Below are 17,468 nucleotides of genomic sequence, written 5' to 3'. Positions count from 1 at the left end.
CCCCCCCCCCCCCCCCCCCCCCCCCCCCCCCCCCCCGGCCCCGCCGGCCCCCACCGCCGGGGGGGCCCTCCACACCCCTCCCCCGGCCCCCGCACGCCCGTACCCCCCCCGGGGGGGGGGGGGGGGCCCCCCGCGCTCGGGTTAATTCGTCAGAAGTTGTAGCCGACGCCGAACGAGACCATGTCGACGTGGGTTTTGTCGTTGGCGCCCAGCTTGACCGGCGTGCGGCGCCAGTCGACGTTCACCGACCAATTCTTGTCCACCGCGTAGGACAGCCCCAGGCCGTAAGTCAGGCCGAAACGGTTGTGGCGCACGCTGCCCGCCGCGCCGTAGTTGTTCAGCGTGAAGGCGTCCGCGTACTGGACGCTGCTGCGCGCCATGCTCAAGCCTGCCCTGCTGACCAGCGACAGCCTGTCGCTCAGCTTCAGCCGCGATGCGTAGTCCAGCGCCAGTCCATACACCTTGCTTTTGGCCGGCAGATGACCGCCATCCGGCGACGACTGCACCACGCTGCGGACATTGCCGAATTCAAAAGTGCTCAGCTCCACCGAGTTGCTGTTGTCCTTGCCGAATACGACGTTCGAACCGAAGGTGTAGCCCCCATAAAGCCGGCCGCTGCGGCCGGCGATGTCGTCGCAGCCTGTCCCATTCCAGCATTCCAGTTTGTACTTGGTGTGGATGCCGAGGTCGGCGCCCACGTAGTAAGGGGACAACTCCTCGGCGCCGGCGCAGCTGCCGGCGGCCAGGGCCACACCGATCAATGCGCCGCACAGACTTTTGAATATTGGGGACATGGTTTTCCTTGGGGATGAGTGAACGTGGCGCAGTGTCCCCCACTTCGGCGCGATGTACTACCTGATTATTCCAAGCCGTGCTTTTCACGCTGGCGGGTACCGTGTTACGATACCTTTTGTTTTTTTACCAAGGCAAGCCATGAGTTCACCGGAATTGCTGCTGCAAGTGCTGCGGACCCAGATGCGGGCCGCCGGCGTCACCTACAAAATGCTGGCCGAGCGCATCGCGATGAGCGAATCGAGCGTCAAGCGCATGTTCGGCCAGCAGGACATGTCGCTGTCGCGCCTGGCGCAGATCTGCAAGGCGGCCGGCGTGGCGATGGAGGACGTGCTGCGCGGCGCCGCCGACGCCACGCCTCAGGCCGACGCGCTGACCCTGACGCAGGAAAAAGCCCTGCTGGCGCAGCCGCACCTGCTGCTGATGGCGATCTGCTGCCTGGGCCACTGGACCATGGAACAGGTGCTGGAAACCTACCAGCTGAGCGAGCCGGAATGCATCATGCTGCTCGCCGAGCTGGACCGCCTGGGCGTGATCGAACTGAAGCCGCTGAACCGCTACCGGCTGCGCGTGTCGAACGCCTTCCGCTGGCTGCCGGACGGCCCGGTGCAGCAATTCTTCCGCGAGCACGCGGTGGCCGACTACTTCAACGGCAGCTTCGACGGCGCCGGCGAAACGCTGCTGTGCCTGCCGGCGCGGCTGTCGCTGCCCAGCGCCGAGGAACTGGTCGGCCGCATCCAGCAACTGGCCGGCGAACTGGCGCGGCTGCACCAGGGCGACCGCAAGCTGGCGCCGCACGAACGCGACGGCTTCACCCTGCTGGTCGGCTTCCGCTCGTGGGAATTCGCCGCCTTCACGGCCCTGCGCCGGGCGCAGACGCCGCCGGCAAAAGCTACCAGATAGGCCCGAGGAACAGATAGGCGCTGCTGTTGCCGCCCTTGGTGGTGCCGGCGCCGAAGTACAGCGGGCCGAAGCGGGTATCGACCGCGACGAAGCCGCTGGCCGCCTGGTGCAGCGAACCCCAGCGCAGCGGATCCTTGGGCCCGTAGGCGCCGCCCGCCTCCAGCGAAAAGCCCAGCCGCACGTCGCCGCCCAGCGCGGCCGGCATCGCGCCTATGCTGCGCGCCATCACCACCCGGCCCAGCACGATGCGGCTGCCGATGATGGATTCCGGCGGCGAGCCGGACAGGCGCAGGAAGCCGCCCAGCGTGTTGTTCCCGGCGGCGGCGCCCTGGCTGCGCGCCCACTCGGCATACACGTGTCCCGCCCAGCGGTCGACGTGGAAGGCCTGCAGCCCCTGCACGCTCTGGCGCGTCGGCACCGCGCCGGCCTCGCCGCTGTGCAGCACGCGCTGCCACTCCAGGTCGAACAGGGTGCCGCGCGTCGGGAAGGCCACCGTATCGAGGCTGTCGACATCGAACGACAGCGTCTGCACCGTGTGGATCTCGCTCGCCTCGGTGCGCACTTCCGGGATGGTCTGGTGAGCGCTCTGCTTTTCCCGCGAGACGCGGTAGCGCAGGTCGCCCCAGTGTCCCAGCTGGCGGCCCAGCGACACGCTGCCCGACTGGTAGTTGTAGCCATAGCGCGCCTGCTTGAAGCCCGACGCGTTGAAAAGATCGACGGAGGCCGAACCGTATTCCAGCTCCGGCGCCACGTACCACTGCGACCCGGCGCCCAGCGGCTGCCAGAACTGCGTGCCCAGCACCCGCTCGGTGCCGACACGGCCGACGGTGCGCAGCTCCGCGCCCCAGTCGTTCAGCGACGACAGCACATGCATCACCTTCAGCTCGAAGGAATTGTTCTCGCTGAAGTCGCTGGTCAGCTCCAGGCCCACGCGCAGGCGGCTGCGCGCCCAATCGGCCTCGGTCGGCTTGATCAGCACGCTGCGGCCGTCCTTGTCGTCGCGGATCTCGGTCTCCACGCGCGCCAGGTCGCCCCGTCCGAACAGCTCGTTGCCGGCGCGCTGCGCCTCTTCGCTGGTGACCATCTGCCCCACCTTCAGGCCGGACTGCACCGCCAGCGCCTCCGGATTGATGCGGCCGCTGGGCGCCACCTCCAGCTTGACCAGCTTGACCGGCTGGTCGATCGGCACCGGCGCCGACAGGCGCCGCACCTCGTACGACGCATACAGCGCCTCCGGCAAGGCCAGCTTGACCAGCTGCTCGCTCATCGAACGCACCGCCGCCTCGCCGGCTTTCATCGCGCGGTCGTAGCGGCCGAAATCGAGGAAGCCGATGCCGCCCAGGTCCGGCGCCAGCAGGATGTCGTTGGGGCGCAGCTCCTTGAGCGAGCGCTGGACGTTCTGCTCGGTCAGGATCTGCAGCATCTGCTGCGCCACGCTGACCGCGCTGACCAATTCCTTTTCCTGCGCCAGCGGCGTGCCGACGTTGACGGCGATGATGATGTCGGCGCCCATTTCGCGCGCCACGTCCACCGGCAGGTTGCGTACCAGGCCGCCGTCCACCAGCAGGCGCTGGTTGACGCGCACCGGCGCAAACACGCCCGGCACCGCCAGCGACGCGCGCATCGCCAGGAACAGCGGGGTGTCGTTCAGTTCCACCAGCTCGCCCGTCACCAGGTCGGAGGCGACGGAGCGGAACGGCAACTGCAGCTGGTTGACCGGCTTGTCGCGCGCGCCGTGCGGCAGCACGCGGCTCAGCGCCAGTTCCAGCGCCTCGTTGCCGGCGGCGGCCGGCGGCAGCGAGACGCCATCGAGCGTGGCGCCGAATTCGATCCGCGACGGCAGCAGCAGGTCCTCCTCGCGGCGGCGGTACACCAGCTCGTCGCGCGGCGGCCGGTCCGCCACCACGGCGTTCCAGTCTGTGCGGCGCACCAGCTGCTCGAGCTGGTCGACCGAGCTGCCGGCGGCATAGGCGCCGCCGACCACCGCGCCCATGCTGGTGCCGACCACGAAATCGACCGGCACCCGCAGTTCCTGCAAGGCGCGCAGCACGCCGATGTGGGCGAAGCCGCGCGCGCCGCCGCCGGACAGCACCAGCGCCACCTTCGGCCGCGCCTTGATTGCTGCGTCGGGCGCAACGGAGGTGGCGGTTTGTGCGCCTGCGGGACCGCAAAACGCGGCCGCCAAGAAAAAGCCGCAGCAAACTGCTGCGGCCAGGGTACGGGTGATAGCTATACGAGCCATACGGTTTCCTGTCATTGTCGGTCGGGGCCGGGGGAGACGGTGGTGGACGATACGCTGGAGCGCGGCGGCGGTTGCTGCGAGGTGCCGGGCATCGGCTGCGTGCTCGGCGTCGGCACCGGCGGCGCGATTTGCGGCAGCGGCGGCTGGTTCGGCCCCGGCAGCAGCGATTGCTGCGGCGGCACGCCGGTCTGCTGCGGCGCCATGCCCGGCGTGCTGCCGACGCCGGCGTCGCTGGCCAGTTCGATGCGCTTGATCGCGCCGCCTTCGGACAGCAGCACGTATTTCGGATGGACTTCCTTGACCGTCACGCCCGGCACCACTTCGCGGCCGACACCCAGCGCCAGCGGCGGCTGGCCGTCGACCACGATGATGGCGGCGCTGTCGTTGCCGCGCGCGGCCACCACGCCGCGCAGCTGGTAGTTGCTGACGGCGGCGACGGTGATCTGGCCGCCGAACAGGCCCTTGGCCGCCTCGATGTTCAGCGGCGCGGCGGCCTGCACCGGCGGCGCGGCGATCGCGCGCTGCTGCGGCTTGAACAACTGCAGTCCCCAATAGGCCAGCGATGCCGACAGCAGCACCACGGCGAGTACGGTTACGAACAAGGGCAAACGCTTCATAATTTCCTTCTAGTTCTTCTGTCAGCGGACCAGTTGATTGATTTCGATGATAGGCATCAGCACGGCCAGCACGATCAGCAGCACCACCACGCCCATCGCCAGGATCAGCGCCGGTTCCAGCAGGCCGGCGATGGTCAGCGTGCGGCGTTCCAGGTCCGCCTCCTGCGCGGCGGCGGCGCGGTCCAGCATGGCCGGCAGCTCGCCGGTGATCTCGCCGGCGCGTATCATGTGGATCAGCATCGGCGGAAAGTGCTTCTGCGCCGACAGCGAACGCGCCAGGCTGACGCCTTCGCGCACGGCGTCGCTGGCCTCTTCCACCAGCTCCTGCATGGCGACGTTGGACAGCGTGTCGCGGCTGGTCTCCAGCGCGCGCAGGATGGGCACGCCGGAACCGGTGGTGATCGCCAGCGTGCTGGCGAAGCGCGCCGTGTTCAGGCTGCGCTCGAACTTGCCGTACAGCGGCGCGGTCAGCAGCCAGGTGTGCCAGCGCCGCTTCAGCGCGGGATTTTGCAGGGCCCGGCGCCACATGAACCAGGCGCCGACCAGCGCGATCGCCACCACGATGCCGTAGCTGCGCACGAAGTCCGAGACGGCCAGCATGATGACGGTCAGGATGGGCAGCTTCTGCTTGGTGTTGGCGAACACCGAGACGATCTGCGGCACCACATAAGTCAGCAGGAAGATCACGATGGAGAACGCCACCACCGTGACGATGGCCGGATAGGTGAACGCCAGCCGCACCTTCTGGATCAGCGCGTTGCGCCGCTCGATGTAGTCGGCAAGGCGCGACAGCACGCGCGACAGCTGGCCGATCTGTTCGCCGGAAGCGACCAGCGCGCGGTAGATCTCGGCGAAGTCGCGCGGATGGCGGCCCAGCACATCGGACAGCGAGGCGCCGCCTATCACTTCCGAGCGGATCGAGGCGATCAGGTCGCGCATGTACGGGCGCTCGGCCTGCTCCAGCAAAGCGGTGAAGGCCTGCTCCAGCGGCAGGCCCGCCTCCAGCAGGCTGGCCAGCTGGCGCGTGAACAAAGCCAGCTCGGTGGCTGACAGGCGCTCGCCGAAGCCGCGGCTCTTGGCCACGCCGGCGGCGTCCACCTGCGCGGCGATGGCGTCGACCTTCAGCGGCACCAGCCCCTGCGTGCGCAGCTCGGAACGGGCCGAGCGCGCGCTGTCGGCATTGAGCACGCCTTTTTTGGTGGCGCCGCCGGCATCGACGGCTTCATAACGGAATGCGGGCATCGTCGTTCGCCTAGTCTTTGGTCACGCGCAGCAGTTCGGCCTGCGTGGTGATGCCGGCGGCCAGCCAGCGCTCGCCGTCCTCGCGCATGGTCTGCATGCCGTCGGCCAGCGCCGCCGTCTTCACTTCCGCCTCCGAGGCGCGGTTGTGGATCTGCGCGCGGATCTGCTCCGTGGTCTGCAGGAATTCGTACACGCCGACGCGGCCCTGGTAGCCGGTATGGCCGCAATGCTCGCAGCCCACCGCGTGCCACTGCTGGCCGTCGAAGGTCTTGCAGCTGCCGCACAGCTTGCGCACCAGGCGCTGCGCCAGCACGCCGAGCAGCGACGACGACAGCAGGAACGGTTCGATGCCCATGTCCAGCAGACGGGTGACGGCGGCGGCGGCGTCGTTGGTGTGCAAGGTCGCCAGCACCAGGTGGCCGGTCAGCGAGGCCTGCACCGCGATCTGCGCGGTTTCCAGGTCGCGGATCTCGCCGATCATGATGACGTCCGGGTCCTGGCGCAGGATCGCGCGCAGCGCCTTGGCGAAGGTCATGTCGATGCGCGGGTTGACCTGGGTCTGGCCGACGCCGTTCAAGTCGTACTCGATCGGGTCTTCCACCGTCATGATGTTGGTGGTGGCCGCGTTCAGCAGCGACAGCGCGGCATACAGCGTGGTGGTCTTGCCGGAGCCGGTCGGACCAGTCACCAGCACGATGCCGTGCGGCTGGTTGATCAGCGCGTCGAACTTGGGCAGCATCTGCTCGCTCATGCCCAGGTGGTTCAAGTCCAGTCGTCCCGCTTCCTTGTCCAGCAAGCGCAGCACGGCGCGTTCGCCGTGACCGGTCGGCAGCGTCGAGACGCGCACGTCGACCGGCTTGCCGCCGATGCGCAGCGTGATGCGGCCGTCCTGCGGCAGGCGCTTTTCGGCGATGTCCAGCTGCGCCATGATCTTGATACGCGAGATCAGCGATCCGTGGATGGCCTTGCGCGGACGGACGATGTCGCGCAGAGAGCCGTCGACGCGGAAGCGCACCACCGAGGTCTGTTCGAACGGCTCGATGTGGATGTCCGAGGCGCTGTCGCGCAGTGCCTGGGTCAGCAGCGCGTTGATCATGCGGATCACCGGCGCGTCGTCGGACGATTCCAGCAGGTCCTCGATGGCCGGCACGTCCTGCAGCAGCTTGGTCAGGTCCAGGTCGGCGTCGAACTCCTCGGCCACCATCGAGGCGTTGCCGCCCGAGCTGGCGTAGGCCGCGGCGATGGCCGTCTCGAGGTCGGCGCGCGTCATGTTTTTCAGCTGGACGCGGCCGAAGCGGCGCGACACTTCGGCGATCGCCGCCGGCGCCGTGGCGCCGCACACCATCACGTCGACCGTGTTCTCGGCCTGGTCGCTCTGCTGCGCCAGCACCACGAAGTCGCGGGCGAAGGCATAGGGAAGAAGGTTGCTCATCTCAGTTGCTCATCACTGCTGCGGTTTGACCGGCTCGGCCAACCCTGGCGTCTTGCCCGGCACCGGCGCCGGCGGAATCGGCCGCGCCACGGTGCCGCCCGACAGCTGGCCGTTGACCACCGTCGGCAGCTGCGGCTGGCCCAGGTCGCGCACCAGGATGTTGTCCGGCGGCTGGATGCCATCCTGCTGGCCGCGCATGTAGTCGTAGCGGTCGGTCGCCAGCGAGGTGCTCTGCTCCTTGTTGCGGATCACCACCGGGCGCAGGAACACCATCAGGTTGGTCTTCTTGCGGCTGCGGGTCTGGTACTTGAACAGGTTGCCCAGTATCGGAATGTCGCCCAGGCCGCGCACCTTTTCCACGCCGTCGCCTTCGGTGTCTTCGATCAGGCCGCCCAGCACGATGATCTGGCCGTCGTCGGCGATGACGTTGTTCTCGATCACCCGCGTGTTCAGCGTGATGCCGGCGGTCGCCGCCAGCGACGATTTGTCGACGCTGGAGGTCTCGTGGTAGATCGCCATCTTGATCGTGCCGCCTTCGGAAATCTGCGGACGCACCTTCAGCGTCAGCCCCACGTCCTTGCGGTCGATGGTCTGGAACGGATTGCTGTTGGTGCCGGACGTGGTGGTGAACTGGCCGGTCAGGATAGGTACGTTCTGGCCGACGCGGATAGTCGCCAGTTCGTTGTCGAGGGTGATCATGTTCGGCGTCGACAGGATGTTGGCGTTGCCGTCGGTTTCCAGCGAGTGCGCCAGCGCGCCCAGGCCCAGGCCGCCGGCGACCTGCTTGAACACGCCGATCGACAGACCGGAGCCGGGCAGCGTCGGCGCGGTGGTGGTGGTGCCGCTGGATGCGCCCAGCAGCCCGGTGGCCAGCGTGCCGATATTGTTGTTGGTGCCGGAGGCATAGGACTGCAGGCCGCCCACGCGATACGTGCTGTTGGCGTTGCCGGTGGCGCCTACCCACTGCACGCCGAATTCCGAGGCCTTGTCGGACGTGACTTCGACGATCAGCGATTCGATGTAGACCTGCGCGCGGCGCACGTCCAGCTGGTCGATCACGGCGCGCAGGTTGCGGTACACCGATTCGGGCGCGGTGATGATCAGCGTGTTGGTGGTGGCGTCGGCCTGGATGAAGCCGGCCGAACCGCCGCCGCCCTGCTGCTGCTGGCCGGAGCCGGTCAACAGCGGATTGCTCGGGCCGCCGCCGGCGCCGGCGCCGCTGCTGCCCGACAGGCCGCCCTGGCCACCGGTGTTGCTGCTTTGGCCGCCGAGGCCGCCCTGGCCCTGCTGGCCGGTGGCGCCGGCGCCGGTGCCGATGGTGCTGGCGGACGAGCTGTCGCCGGACATCACGGAGCGCAGCGTCTGCGCCAGCTTGGCCGCTTCGGCGTTCTTCAAGTACACCACGTGCACGTTGCCCAGTTCCTGGGTCGGCTGATCCAGCTTGGAGATCAGCGACTTGGCCAGGTTGGAGCGCGCCGCCGACGGCGCGCGCAGCACCAGCGAGTTGGTGCGCGGATCGGCCAGCACGCTGACCTTGCTGGCGTCGCCGCCGCCGGCACCGGCGCCGGAGTCCATCAGCTTGTTGACCATCGTCGCCAGGTCGCTGGCGATGGCGTAGCGCACCGGGATCACGTCGACGTCGGCCACGGCCGGCATGTCGAGCGCGGCGACGATTTTCGCCAGCCGCTTCAGGTTGTCGGCATAGTCGGTGACGACCACGCTGTTGTTGCCCGGGTTGGCGTTGATGGTGTTGTTCGGCGAGATCAGCGGCCGCAACACGGTGACCACGTTGGCGGCCGATTCGTAATTCAGGTGGAAGATCTGGCTGATGATCTGGTCGCCCTTGATCGCGGTCGGCGCCGAACCCACCTGGGTCGGCCCGGACTGCAGCTTGGCGTCCGCTTCCGGCACCACCTTGGCGTAGCCGTCGCCGCTGACGACGGCGTAGCCTTGCAGGCGCAGCGCGGAGGTCAGCAGGCTGAAGGCTTGCGACTTGGTCACCGGTTTTTCCGACACCACCGTCAGCGTGCCCTTGACGCGCGGGTCGATGACGAAGGTGATGTTGGTGTAGTGGCCGACGGCCTTGATCACCGATTCGATGTCGGCGCCGACAAAGTTCAGCGCGGCGTCATCGGCCGCGGCCAGCGCCGGTACCGGCAGCAGGAAAGCCGTGGCGGGCACGACGCCCATGGCGCAACACAGCATCGCACCCGCGCTCAGGCGGCGCAGCGCGGGAAGATTGGTTTTGTTCACGGACTGTTTTTTCATTATCTGAGCTTTTATCAATGGAACTCTAATGCGATGACGTTGCGATCACTACCCGGTTTGCGCTGGCCCAGCAGATTCAACAGATTGGCCAGCTGCTCTTCGTATCCTTTTGCTGCCTCGGCCTGCCCGGAAAACTGCAGGCGGCCGTTGTTCAAATTGCCGGAGCCGCTCAGCAACAACGGCCCCTTGACGGAATTCAGCGTCAGCGCAGCAGCCTGGCCGTGCCAGTCCAGCGCCAGCGCATAACTGCCCAGCGGCCGGATCGCCGACAGGCGCGAGCCCATGTCGGTCATCTCCAGCGTGGTGCGGCCGTTGATGGCGACCTGACGGTCCGCCAGCACCAGCTCCAGCGCGGTCCACGACAGGCGCATGATGCCGCTGGGCGCCAGCGTATTCAGCGGCGCCCCCAGGCCGGCCAGGCCTTCCGCCGGCAGCAGCAGCGCCGACGGGCTCAATTGCCATTGCGACCAGCTGCCCTTGAACGTCACCGGCTGCGCCAGCGCCTCGCTGTTCTCCAGCTGCAGGTCGACCATGCCGACCAGCGCCAGCGGCGAGATCTTCCAGCTGAAGCGTCCAGGCAGCAGCGGCGTGACCGGGCTGTTGCCGCTGGCCGCGCCGCCGATAAAGGCCGAGCCGCGCCACAGCGTACCTTGCGCATCCCCCAGCGTCAAACGGCCGCCTGAACGCTGCTCGACCAGCGACCCCAGCCATGCCGCCGGAAAGAACACCGCCAGCGTCAGCGCCACCGTCAGCGCGACGGTCAGCAACCATAGCACGGCGCGCTTCATGGACGGCCTTTTTGCATCATCGGCCGCCCGCGTTCTGGTGCAGCGTCAGCGTGGCGTTGACCATGCCGGCCGTGTCCTGGGCGACGAAGTTCGCGTCCTGCACCGTGATGCGGCTTTCGCTGCGGATCGCGTCCAGCCAGGTGATGACGGCGGCGAACGGCGCGCCGTTCAGCTGCACCTTGGCGTATTCGCCGGTGATGGCCACCGATTGCGGCACCAGGCCGCGCGCGCTCATGCCGGACTTGAGCGACTCGCCCGTCATCGGCGCCGGCGCGATGGTGTTCTGGCCCCGCAGCGAGGCCGCCTCCAGCGCCAGCGACTGCAGCTCCGCCGCCTGCTGGCGCAGCTCCGGCAATTCCTTGCGCAGCTTGGTGCGGCCGTCCAGCGCCGGCGAAATCAGCAGCGAATAAAACAGCGCCAGTCCCAGCACGGCGCCGCCGACGCCGAGGAAGCGGCGTTCCTGCTCGGTGCGTTCCATCCAGAAGGCGGCCGCGCGGCCGCGGTACTCTTGCAGTGCTTGTGCCGGTGTGCTCATGATTTTCCTCCGCCTGTGCTGGTACCGGTGGCCGGGCGTATCTGCCAGGTGCCGGGATTGGCTTCCGACAGGTCCAGCTTGCGCGCGGCCAGCGCGGAACGCAGCTGGGCCATGGCGCCGCCGTCGACGGTGTTCGGCTTGACCTTGACCTGCAGCGCGCGCTCGCGGTACTCCAGCGTGGCGATGATGTCCTTGCGCGGCAGCACGCTCAGCGCTTCGCCGAAGGCGGCGCTCAGCGCGGTGAATTCATCGGCGCCGGGCTGGCCGCCGTCGGCCTTGGCCAGCGAGATATTCTTGCGCATCTGCGCCGCCGGATCGAGGATCACCGCCTCCTTCGGATAGGCGGCCTTGAAGGTTTGCAGCATGGCCACGCGCACGGCGTCGGCCTCGCGCTTGAGGCGCAGCCATTCGACGTTCAGGCCGACCACGTTGACCGCCAGCGCCAGCGCGGCGATGCGCAGCGGCCAACGCCAGCGCTGCCAGCGGCGCGCCGAGGTGCCGCTGGCGCCCAGCGCCGGCGCCAGGTCCAGCCCTGCGCTGCGCGAGGCGGCGACCCAGTGCGCCCAGTGGTCTTCCATCAAAGTGACGCCGTGGCCCGATTCGGCCTCCGCCACCAGCGGCGCGAACTGCGTCATCTGCGCCGGCGCCAGGTACAGCGTGACCGGTTCGTCGCCGGCCAGCGCGCGCAGCGTTTGCAGCGCCGCCTGCGGCTGCGCCGGCAGGGTCAGGCCCAGGCCCATGGTCTGCGACTGGCGCATGATCAGTTCGAAGCCGGCGTCGCCGGTGGTCAGCGCGGCCGACACGGAACCCGGCTGGAACGGCAGGCACAGTTGCGCCGGCACCGCCGAGATGCTGTGCGCGCCCTGCGCCTGCAGGGCCTTGACCAGCACTTCCAGCCAGCTGCGCTGCACCACCGCCACCGTGCGCGCGCCTTCGGCGTCGGCCGGGCCGGCGGCCAGCACGCAGTCGGCCGGATCGCCCAGCACCTGTTCTTCCACCAGCGCCGGCAAGGCTGCCTTCAGGCGCGCGGCCGACAGCGGCGGCACCACGACACGCAGCAAGGTCACGTCGGAGGCGGCCAGCAGCAGTGTGACGCGGCGCGCCGACGCTACCAGGTCGCCCAGGTTGCCCAGCGGCGAAGCGCCTTGCTGCAGCAGGTTGCCGCCGTCGCCGACCAGCGCGTACGGGCAGGTCTGCGCCGCGCCGCTGTCGACGCTGGCCTTGGCCGGATAGCGTATCAATAATGTAGTCAAAGGGTCTCGCTTTCGTTCACGCTCTTATCCATACCGCTTTTATCCATACCATTAATTTTCCCGTATCCACGCCACCGATGTCACGCCGTTGCCGGCGCGTGACAGCAAGGCCTGGGTATCCAGCGCAGCCCGGTCCAGCCGCACCTTGCTATACGCCAGGAAATAACTGCTCTTCACATCGAACGGCACTTCCGGCCGCAAACTGGCCGCCGTCAGCTGCGGCAGGTTGGTGAAGCCCGCCGGGTTCAAAAAATAGATGCGCTTGCGATTATTCACTATTGCCGCCGCGTCCGATAGGGACAGTTTGTCGACCAGCGCCGCCAGCAACTCGGCCGGGGCGGTATTCACGTTCACCGGCGTCGGCGCGGCCGACGGCAGGATGATGATGAAATCGCGCAGGCGCTCGATCGCCTGCGGCGCAAAACCGCTCACCGCCAGCAGATCCTCCACCCGCACCAGCTCCATCGGCTGCGGCCCGCTGGCGCTCTGCTGCGGCTGCGGCGCGCCCGGCACCGCCGCCTGCCCCAGCACCGCCTGCGAACCGGCCACCTGGCTGGCCACCGCCTGTGCCAGATTGGAATCGAGCTGCAGATTGACCAGCAGCCGCTTGAACACCTCCATCTGCTTCTGGTCGACCTGCTTTTGCGTGGCCAGGTTGGCAAGATTGTAACGCGACTGGGCGTCGATCATCTTGCCGGACAGCGTGGCGTTGAAATTTTCCGCTTCGGCGCGTTCGCGCTCGATGTAGTCGTCCAGCCGCGTCTCTTCCAGCGGCGTGGCCCAGATACCGTTGAGCTGCGTCAGATTGGGCGAATCGAGGAAGTCCTGGTACAGCACCAGCCGGCTCAGGTCGAGCGCGCCGCGCAGGATCCAGCGGGTCTGCAGCTGCAGCCGCTGGTTCTCCATCGAGCGCACCTGCACCTGCTGCTGCCAGAACAGGCTGGCGACGATGGTCACCGCCAGCGTGGTCAACAGCAGCGCCGTGATGACGGCCACGCCGCGCTGGCGCCGCAGCTTCATAGCGCCCCCAACAGGAAGGATTTAACCATCGGTATCTGCTGGCCTTCTACCGCCAGCGACACTTCCATGCCGGACGGGTTGTTGGTGGCGGTCGACACCGAGGCGGCGGCGGTCCAGCCGCTGGCCATCCAGTAGCGCATCGTCATGCCCTGCACGCCAGACTGCAGCGCCACGCCGGCCACGGTGTCGGCGTCGCTGACGGCGGCCTGCCACAGCGCGTCGAGCTGCTGCAGGTCGCGCGTGGCGATCGATTCGCGCCGCGTCAGCACGCCGTCGCGCACGCGGTAGGCCACCACTTCCAGCCTGGACGGCTCGTTCTCGGCCAGCACCAGGCGCACCATCGTGATGCGGTTGTTCTCGGCCTGCAGGTAGGCGCGGCCGTGCAGCAGCGTCGACGTGGCCAGGTTTTCGCAATCGTTCTGCAGCTGCGCGAAGGCCAGCTGCATGCCGCGGGTCTGCTCCATCTGCGCCGTCAGCGCGCCGCGCGAGCGGATGATGCCGTCGAGGCCGCGCCAGCCCAGTACGGCGACGATGGCCAGGATCGAGATCGCCACCAGCAGCTCGACCAGCGTGAAACCCTTGGTCTTCATTGGTTCAGCACCAGTTGCACCAGCTTGATGATGCGCCGCTCCGGCACGGCCTGGTCGTAGACGCTGACCTCGACCCGGCGGAAGCGCGGGTTGGGACTGGCGATGACCTCCTCCTCGCACATCAGCTTCATGTCGCCTTGCGGGCACTCGTAGGTCTGCTTGCCGACCGCCGGGAACTGCTTCGACAGCCGCAGCGCCACCAGCCGGTTCTCGGCCGACCAGGTGGCCATCATCGCGCCGCGCAGGCCGTCGCTGTTTTGCGTCAGGCTGCCGACCGCGCGCAGCGAGGCGCCCAGCGCGGTGCCGACGATGACCAGCGCCACCAGCACTTCGAGCAAGGTGAATCCGGCTTGTTTGCTTTGTCTGATAGGCCGCATGCTAGTCCACCGTGAAATGGCCGATGCCGTCGGCGCGGATGACGACGCTGGCGCCGCCGCCGGTCATGGTCAGCACAAAGGGTTTGTCGACCGGCTCGCGGCCGAAGACGATGCGCAGGTTCGCGTCCGGCACGTTGGGCGGCGGGTCCAGCATCAGCGTGACCGGGCCGTGCTTGAATTCGCGCTCGCGCAGCAGATCGTCCTGCACCGCCAGGTCCCACTGCTTGTCGTTGCGGATCAGGAAGCGGTAGCCGTCCGGCCCGGCCTCGAAGGCGATCTGCCGGTTGCGCACGATGGCCTCGTCGCGCGCCAGCTGCAGCAGCAGGGCGATGCGCTGCGCATCCTGCTGCATCGACTGCTTCTGGCCCGGCAGCGCGTTCAGCGACACCAGCCCCAGCGTGATGCCCAGGATGACCATCACCACCAGCAGCTCGATCAGCGTGAAGCCACGCTCGCGGGCGGCGCCCATGTCCGGCTATCCTTGTACGCGGTCGGCGATCAGTTTTCCCACGAGCCGATGTCGGCATCGTCGCCGGTGCCGCCCGGCGCGCCGTCGGCGCCGTAGGAGAACACGTCGACCTCGCCCTTCACGCCCGGCGACAGGAACTGGTATGGGTTGCCCCAAGGGTCCTTCGGCATTTTTTCCAGGTAGCCGCCGGTCTTCCAGCCGTTGGCCGCCGGACCGGTGGTCGGCTTGGTCAGCAGCGCCTGCAGGCCCTGCTCGGTGGTCGGATAGCGCTGGTTGTCCAGCTTGTACAGTTTCAGCGCCTGCATCACGGTCGCGATATCGACCTTGGCGGCCGCCACCTTGGATTCGCCGGTGCGGCTCAGCAGCTTGGGCACGACCAGCGCGGCCAGCACGCCCATGATGACCACCACCACCATGATTTCAATCAGCGTAAAACCACGCGCGGCACGACGGGAAACGGAGTAATTTTTCATAAATTGATAACAGATTGAAGTGAGAGCAGAGTATAAGCCACGATTTATGCGCCGGTGTGCTTAAACCGCGCTTAATTTTGAGGCTTCTTTACCTAACCTTGCCCGATGGCCGCCTCAGTCGCGCCTGAGGGCCGCGCAGACCGGGCAATCGACGTTGCGGCCGACGGCGATGCTGGTCCATTCCATGTGCAGGCCGTCGAGCATCATCAGGCGGCCGGCCAGCGAGCTGCCGACGCCCATCAGCAACTTCAGCGCTTCGGCCGCCTGCGTCGCGCCGACCACGCCGACCAGCGGCGCGAACACGCCCATGGTGGAACAGGCCACGTCCTCGAACTGCTGGTCCTGCGGGAACAGGCAGGAATAGCAGGGCTGGCCGCCGCGCGGATCGAACACGCTGACCTGGCCGTCGAAGCGGATCACGGCGCCGGACACCAGCGGCTTGCCCAGCGCGACGCAGGCGCGGTTGACGGCATGGCGGGTGGCGAAGTTGTCGGTGCAGTCGAGCACCACGTCGGCCTGCGCCACCAGTTCGGCCAGGCGGGCGTCGTCCACGCGCTCGTTCAGCGCGGTGATGGCGATCTCGGGATTGATCTGCCGCAGCGTGGTGCGCGCCGACTCGGCCTTCGAGTGGCCGACGCGGTCGGTGGTGTGGGCGATCTGGCGCTGCAGGTTGGTCAGGTCGACGGTGTCGTTGTCGACCAGCGTGATGTGGCCGACGCCGGCCGAGGCCAGGTACATCGCGGCCGGCGAACCGAGGCCGCCGGCACCGATCACCAGCGCATGCGCGGCCAGCAGCTTTTGCTGGCCTTCGATGCCGATTTCGTCGAGCAGGATGTGGCGCGAATAGCGCAGCAGTTGCGAGTCGTTCATGGTTCTCGTCGCGGCGGCGCGGTGGCCGTTATTGCGTCACCGGCTGTTTCAAGGCCGGCTTTTTTTCGCTGGCCTTGGGTTTGGTGTCGGGCTTGGTCACGGCGGGTTTCGGATCGGTCTTGCTGTCCGACTTGATCTCGCCGACTTCGCCGCCGCCAGCCGCCGGCGTGGCCTCGGCTTTCGACAGCTTGACCGGCAAGCCCTTGAAGTGGTTGATCGCCTGCGCCAGCTGGAAGTCGTCCTTCGAACCGAATTCCACCGGCTTGGCTTTCTTGGCCAGCGCCGACAGGCGCTGGTCATCTTCCAGCTCGTCGCGCTGCGCGCTCAGGGCCTTCTTGACGGCGCCGTCGGCTTCCGGATCCTTGTCGTTGCCCAGGTGCTTTTGCAGATCGGCTTCGCGCACGCGCAGGCTGTTCAAGCCGTCGCCGTCGGCGGTTTCGTCGACCATCAGGTCGGGCACGATGCCGCGCGCCTGGATCGAACGGTTGTGCGGCGTGTAGTAGCGCGCGGTGGTCAGCTTGACGGCGGTGTCGGCGGTGAGCTGGCGCAGCGTCTGCACCGAGCCCTTGCCGAAGGTCTGCGTGCCCATGATGGTGGCGCGCTTGTAGTCCTGCAGCGCGCCGGCGACGATTTCCGATGCCGACGCCGAACCGGCGTTGACCAGCACCACCATCGGCACATCCTTCAGCGCGGCCGGCAGCTTGGCCAGCGGATCGTTCTTGCCGCGCACCGAGTAGAACTCGCTGCGGCCGTAGAAGGTCTGCTTGGAGTCGAGCAGCTGGCCGTTGGTCGAGACGATCACCGAATCCTTGGGCAGGAAGGCGGCCGAGACACCGATCGCGCCCGGCACCACGCCGCCCGGATCGTTGCGCAGGTCGAGCACCAGGCCCTTGATGTGCGGGTCCTGCGCGTATAGCGCGGCGATCTTCTTGGCCATGTCTTCGACGGTCGGCTCCTGGAACTGCGAGATGCGCAGCCACGCGTAGCCCGGCTCGACGATCTTGGCCTTGACGCTCTGGACGCGGATTTCCTCGCGCAGGATGGACAGGATGATGGGCTTGTCCTCGTCCTTGCGGCTGATGGTGACGGTGACCTTGGAGTGCGGCTCGCCGCGCATCTTCTTGACGCTTTCGTCGAGCGACATGCCCTTGATCGGCGTGCCGTCGATGCGGGTGATCAGGTCGCCGGTCTTGATGCCGGCCTTGAAGGCGGGCGAATCCTCGATCGGCGAGACGACCTTGATGTAGCCGTCTTCCATGCCGACTTCGACGCCGATGCCGACGAATTTGCCGGCCACGGTCTCGCGCATTTCGCGGAAGGCTTTTTTATCCAGGTAGACCGAATGCGGATCGAGCGAGGCGACCATGCCGGAAATGGCTTCCGTCAGCAGCTTCTTGTCGTCGACGTTTTCAACGTAGTCGGACTTGATCAGGCCGAACACGTCGGACAGCTGCCGCAGTTCCTCCAGCGGCAGCGGCGAGCCGGTGACTTTTTGCGCGATGGCGGAAAACTGCAAGGAGGCGGCGACACCGGCCACCATACCGAGGCCGATCAGGCCGATGCTCTTGACTTTGTTGCCCATGTTTTTCCGCGAACC

At 67.6% G+C, this 17,468-nt stretch carries 17 protein-coding genes; 1 reads left to right on the top strand and 16 read right to left on the bottom strand.

The window, feature by feature from the left end; genetic code table 11:
* Window positions 1-149: 149 nt before the first annotated feature.
* Window positions 150-794 carry a porin family protein gene (locus ACCD07_RS20075; protein WP_176652962.1) on the bottom strand — a complete coding sequence of 215 codons (645 nt, stop codon included), beginning with the start codon at window positions 792-794 and terminating at the stop codon, window positions 150-152.
* Between the two features lie 139 nt (window positions 795-933).
* Between ACCD07_RS20075 and ACCD07_RS20070 the strand changes: the two genes are divergently transcribed.
* Window positions 934-1,695, top strand: coding sequence for a helix-turn-helix domain-containing protein (locus ACCD07_RS20070; protein WP_176652963.1), 762 nt, complete (start codon window positions 934-936; stop codon window positions 1,693-1,695).
* Here ACCD07_RS20070 and ACCD07_RS20065 read toward each other — a convergent pair.
* The 15 genes from ACCD07_RS20065 to ACCD07_RS19995 all read right to left on the bottom strand — a co-directional run bounded on the left by ACCD07_RS20065 (window position 1,685) and on the right by ACCD07_RS19995 (window position 17,453).
* Window positions 1,685-3,937, bottom strand: coding sequence for a patatin-like phospholipase family protein (locus ACCD07_RS20065; RefSeq protein WP_413448357.1), 2,253 nt, complete (start codon window positions 3,935-3,937; stop codon window positions 1,685-1,687). The genes ACCD07_RS20070 and ACCD07_RS20065 overlap by 11 nt on opposite strands.
* An 11-nt stretch (window positions 3,938-3,948) precedes the next feature.
* Window positions 3,949-4,554 (bottom strand): type II secretion system protein N, encoded by a 606-nt coding sequence (locus ACCD07_RS20060; protein ID WP_176652964.1) that lies wholly within the window; start codon window positions 4,552-4,554, stop codon window positions 3,949-3,951.
* 21 nt (window positions 4,555-4,575) lie between these two features.
* Window positions 4,576-5,796 (bottom strand): type II secretion system inner membrane protein GspF, encoded by a 1,221-nt coding sequence (gspF, locus tag ACCD07_RS20055; RefSeq protein WP_176652965.1) that lies wholly within the window; start codon window positions 5,794-5,796, stop codon window positions 4,576-4,578.
* Window positions 5,797-5,806: 10 nt separating this feature from the next.
* Window positions 5,807-7,228 carry a type II secretion system ATPase GspE gene (gene gspE, locus ACCD07_RS20050; RefSeq protein WP_176652966.1) on the bottom strand — a complete coding sequence of 474 codons (1,422 nt, stop codon included), beginning with the start codon at window positions 7,226-7,228 and terminating at the stop codon, window positions 5,807-5,809.
* Between the two features lie 12 nt (window positions 7,229-7,240).
* Entirely contained in the window at window positions 7,241-9,496 is a 2,256-nt protein-coding gene (gene gspD, locus ACCD07_RS20045) for a type II secretion system secretin GspD (protein ID WP_413448356.1), read from the bottom strand.
* A gap of 14 nt (window positions 9,497-9,510) precedes the next feature.
* Entirely contained in the window at window positions 9,511-10,284 is a 774-nt protein-coding gene (gene gspN, locus ACCD07_RS20040) for a type II secretion system protein N (RefSeq protein WP_413448355.1), read from the bottom strand.
* Between the two features lie 16 nt (window positions 10,285-10,300).
* The gene (gene gspM, locus ACCD07_RS20035; protein WP_176652969.1) at window positions 10,301-10,819 is read right to left on the bottom strand and encodes a type II secretion system protein M; all 519 of its coding nucleotides are present in this window, start codon (window positions 10,817-10,819) and stop codon (window positions 10,301-10,303) included.
* On the bottom strand, window positions 10,816-12,072 hold the full coding sequence (gene gspL / locus ACCD07_RS20030; RefSeq protein WP_413448354.1) for a type II secretion system protein GspL: 1,257 nt from the start codon (window positions 12,070-12,072) through the stop codon (window positions 10,816-10,818). Before gspL ends, gspM begins: the two co-directional genes overlap by 4 nt.
* A 51-nt stretch (window positions 12,073-12,123) precedes the next feature.
* Window positions 12,124-13,092, bottom strand: coding sequence for a type II secretion system minor pseudopilin GspK (gene gspK / locus ACCD07_RS20025; RefSeq protein ID WP_353403909.1), 969 nt, complete (start codon window positions 13,090-13,092; stop codon window positions 12,124-12,126).
* Window positions 13,089-13,682: a type II secretion system protein J gene (locus ACCD07_RS20020; protein ID WP_353403908.1), complete on the bottom strand. Its 594-nt coding sequence runs from the start codon at window positions 13,680-13,682 to the stop codon at window positions 13,089-13,091. Before ACCD07_RS20020 ends, gspK begins: the two co-directional genes overlap by 4 nt.
* A complete protein-coding gene (gspI, locus tag ACCD07_RS20015) occupies window positions 13,679-14,059 on the bottom strand; it encodes a type II secretion system minor pseudopilin GspI (RefSeq protein ID WP_176652973.1) in 381 nt (126 codons plus the stop codon). The genes ACCD07_RS20020 and gspI overlap by 4 nt, the downstream gene beginning before the upstream one ends.
* 1 nt (window position 14,060) lies before the next feature.
* Window positions 14,061-14,528, bottom strand: coding sequence for a GspH/FimT family pseudopilin (locus tag ACCD07_RS20010; RefSeq protein ID WP_353403906.1), 468 nt, complete (start codon window positions 14,526-14,528; stop codon window positions 14,061-14,063).
* Between the two features lie 29 nt (window positions 14,529-14,557).
* Window positions 14,558-15,001: a type II secretion system major pseudopilin GspG gene (gspG, locus tag ACCD07_RS20005; RefSeq protein WP_176652975.1), complete on the bottom strand. Its 444-nt coding sequence runs from the start codon at window positions 14,999-15,001 to the stop codon at window positions 14,558-14,560.
* A gap of 114 nt (window positions 15,002-15,115) precedes the next feature.
* Window positions 15,116-15,871: a HesA/MoeB/ThiF family protein gene (locus ACCD07_RS20000; RefSeq protein ID WP_353403905.1), complete on the bottom strand. Its 756-nt coding sequence runs from the start codon at window positions 15,869-15,871 to the stop codon at window positions 15,116-15,118.
* A gap of 28 nt (window positions 15,872-15,899) precedes the next feature.
* Complete coding sequence (locus ACCD07_RS19995; RefSeq protein WP_176652977.1) at window positions 15,900-17,453, bottom strand: S41 family peptidase; 1,554 nt, start codon at window positions 17,451-17,453, stop codon at window positions 15,900-15,902.
* Window positions 17,454-17,468 lie beyond the last annotated feature (15 nt).

Source organism: Duganella sp. Dugasp56, from assembly GCF_047304105.1.
Lineage (GTDB): Bacteria > Pseudomonadota > Gammaproteobacteria > Burkholderiales > Burkholderiaceae_D > Rugamonas > Rugamonas hordei.
The sequence above is the reverse complement of the archived record's forward strand: the minus strand, read 5'-3'. Positions and strand labels throughout refer to the sequence as shown.

Excerpts from the sequence above, each read along its gene's own strand:
- ACCD07_RS20075 (WP_176652962.1), bottom strand. The coding sequence starts at position 794 with ATGTCCCCAATATTCAAAAGTCTGTGCGGCGCATTGATCGGTGTGGCC.
- ACCD07_RS20070 (WP_176652963.1), top strand. The coding sequence starts at position 934 with ATGAGTTCACCGGAATTGCTGCTGCAAGTGCTGCGGACCCAGATGCGG.
- ACCD07_RS20065 (WP_413448357.1), bottom strand. The coding sequence starts at position 3,937 with ATGGCTCGTATAGCTATCACCCGTACCCTGGCCGCAGCAGTTTGCTGC.
- ACCD07_RS20060 (WP_176652964.1), bottom strand. The coding sequence starts at position 4,554 with ATGAAGCGTTTGCCCTTGTTCGTAACCGTACTCGCCGTGGTGCTGCTG.
- gspF (WP_176652965.1), bottom strand. The coding sequence starts at position 5,796 with ATGCCCGCATTCCGTTATGAAGCCGTCGATGCCGGCGGCGCCACCAAA.
- gspE (WP_176652966.1), bottom strand. The coding sequence starts at position 7,228 with ATGAGCAACCTTCTTCCCTATGCCTTCGCCCGCGACTTCGTGGTGCTG.
- gspD (WP_413448356.1), bottom strand. The coding sequence starts at position 9,496 with ATGAAAAAACAGTCCGTGAACAAAACCAATCTTCCCGCGCTGCGCCGC.
- gspN (WP_413448355.1), bottom strand. The coding sequence starts at position 10,284 with ATGAAGCGCGCCGTGCTATGGTTGCTGACCGTCGCGCTGACGGTGGCG.
- gspM (WP_176652969.1), bottom strand. The coding sequence starts at position 10,819 with ATGAGCACACCGGCACAAGCACTGCAAGAGTACCGCGGCCGCGCGGCC.
- gspK (WP_353403909.1), bottom strand. The coding sequence starts at position 13,092 with ATGAAGCTGCGGCGCCAGCGCGGCGTGGCCGTCATCACGGCGCTGCTG.
- ACCD07_RS20020 (WP_353403908.1), bottom strand. The coding sequence starts at position 13,682 with ATGAAGACCAAGGGTTTCACGCTGGTCGAGCTGCTGGTGGCGATCTCG.
- gspI (WP_176652973.1), bottom strand. The coding sequence starts at position 14,059 with ATGCGGCCTATCAGACAAAGCAAACAAGCCGGATTCACCTTGCTCGAA.
- ACCD07_RS20010 (WP_353403906.1), bottom strand. The coding sequence starts at position 14,528 with ATGGGCGCCGCCCGCGAGCGTGGCTTCACGCTGATCGAGCTGCTGGTG.
- gspG (WP_176652975.1), bottom strand. The coding sequence starts at position 15,001 with ATGAAAAATTACTCCGTTTCCCGTCGTGCCGCGCGTGGTTTTACGCTG.
- ACCD07_RS20000 (WP_353403905.1), bottom strand. The coding sequence starts at position 15,871 with ATGAACGACTCGCAACTGCTGCGCTATTCGCGCCACATCCTGCTCGAC.
- ACCD07_RS19995 (WP_176652977.1), bottom strand. The coding sequence starts at position 17,453 with ATGGGCAACAAAGTCAAGAGCATCGGCCTGATCGGCCTCGGTATGGTG.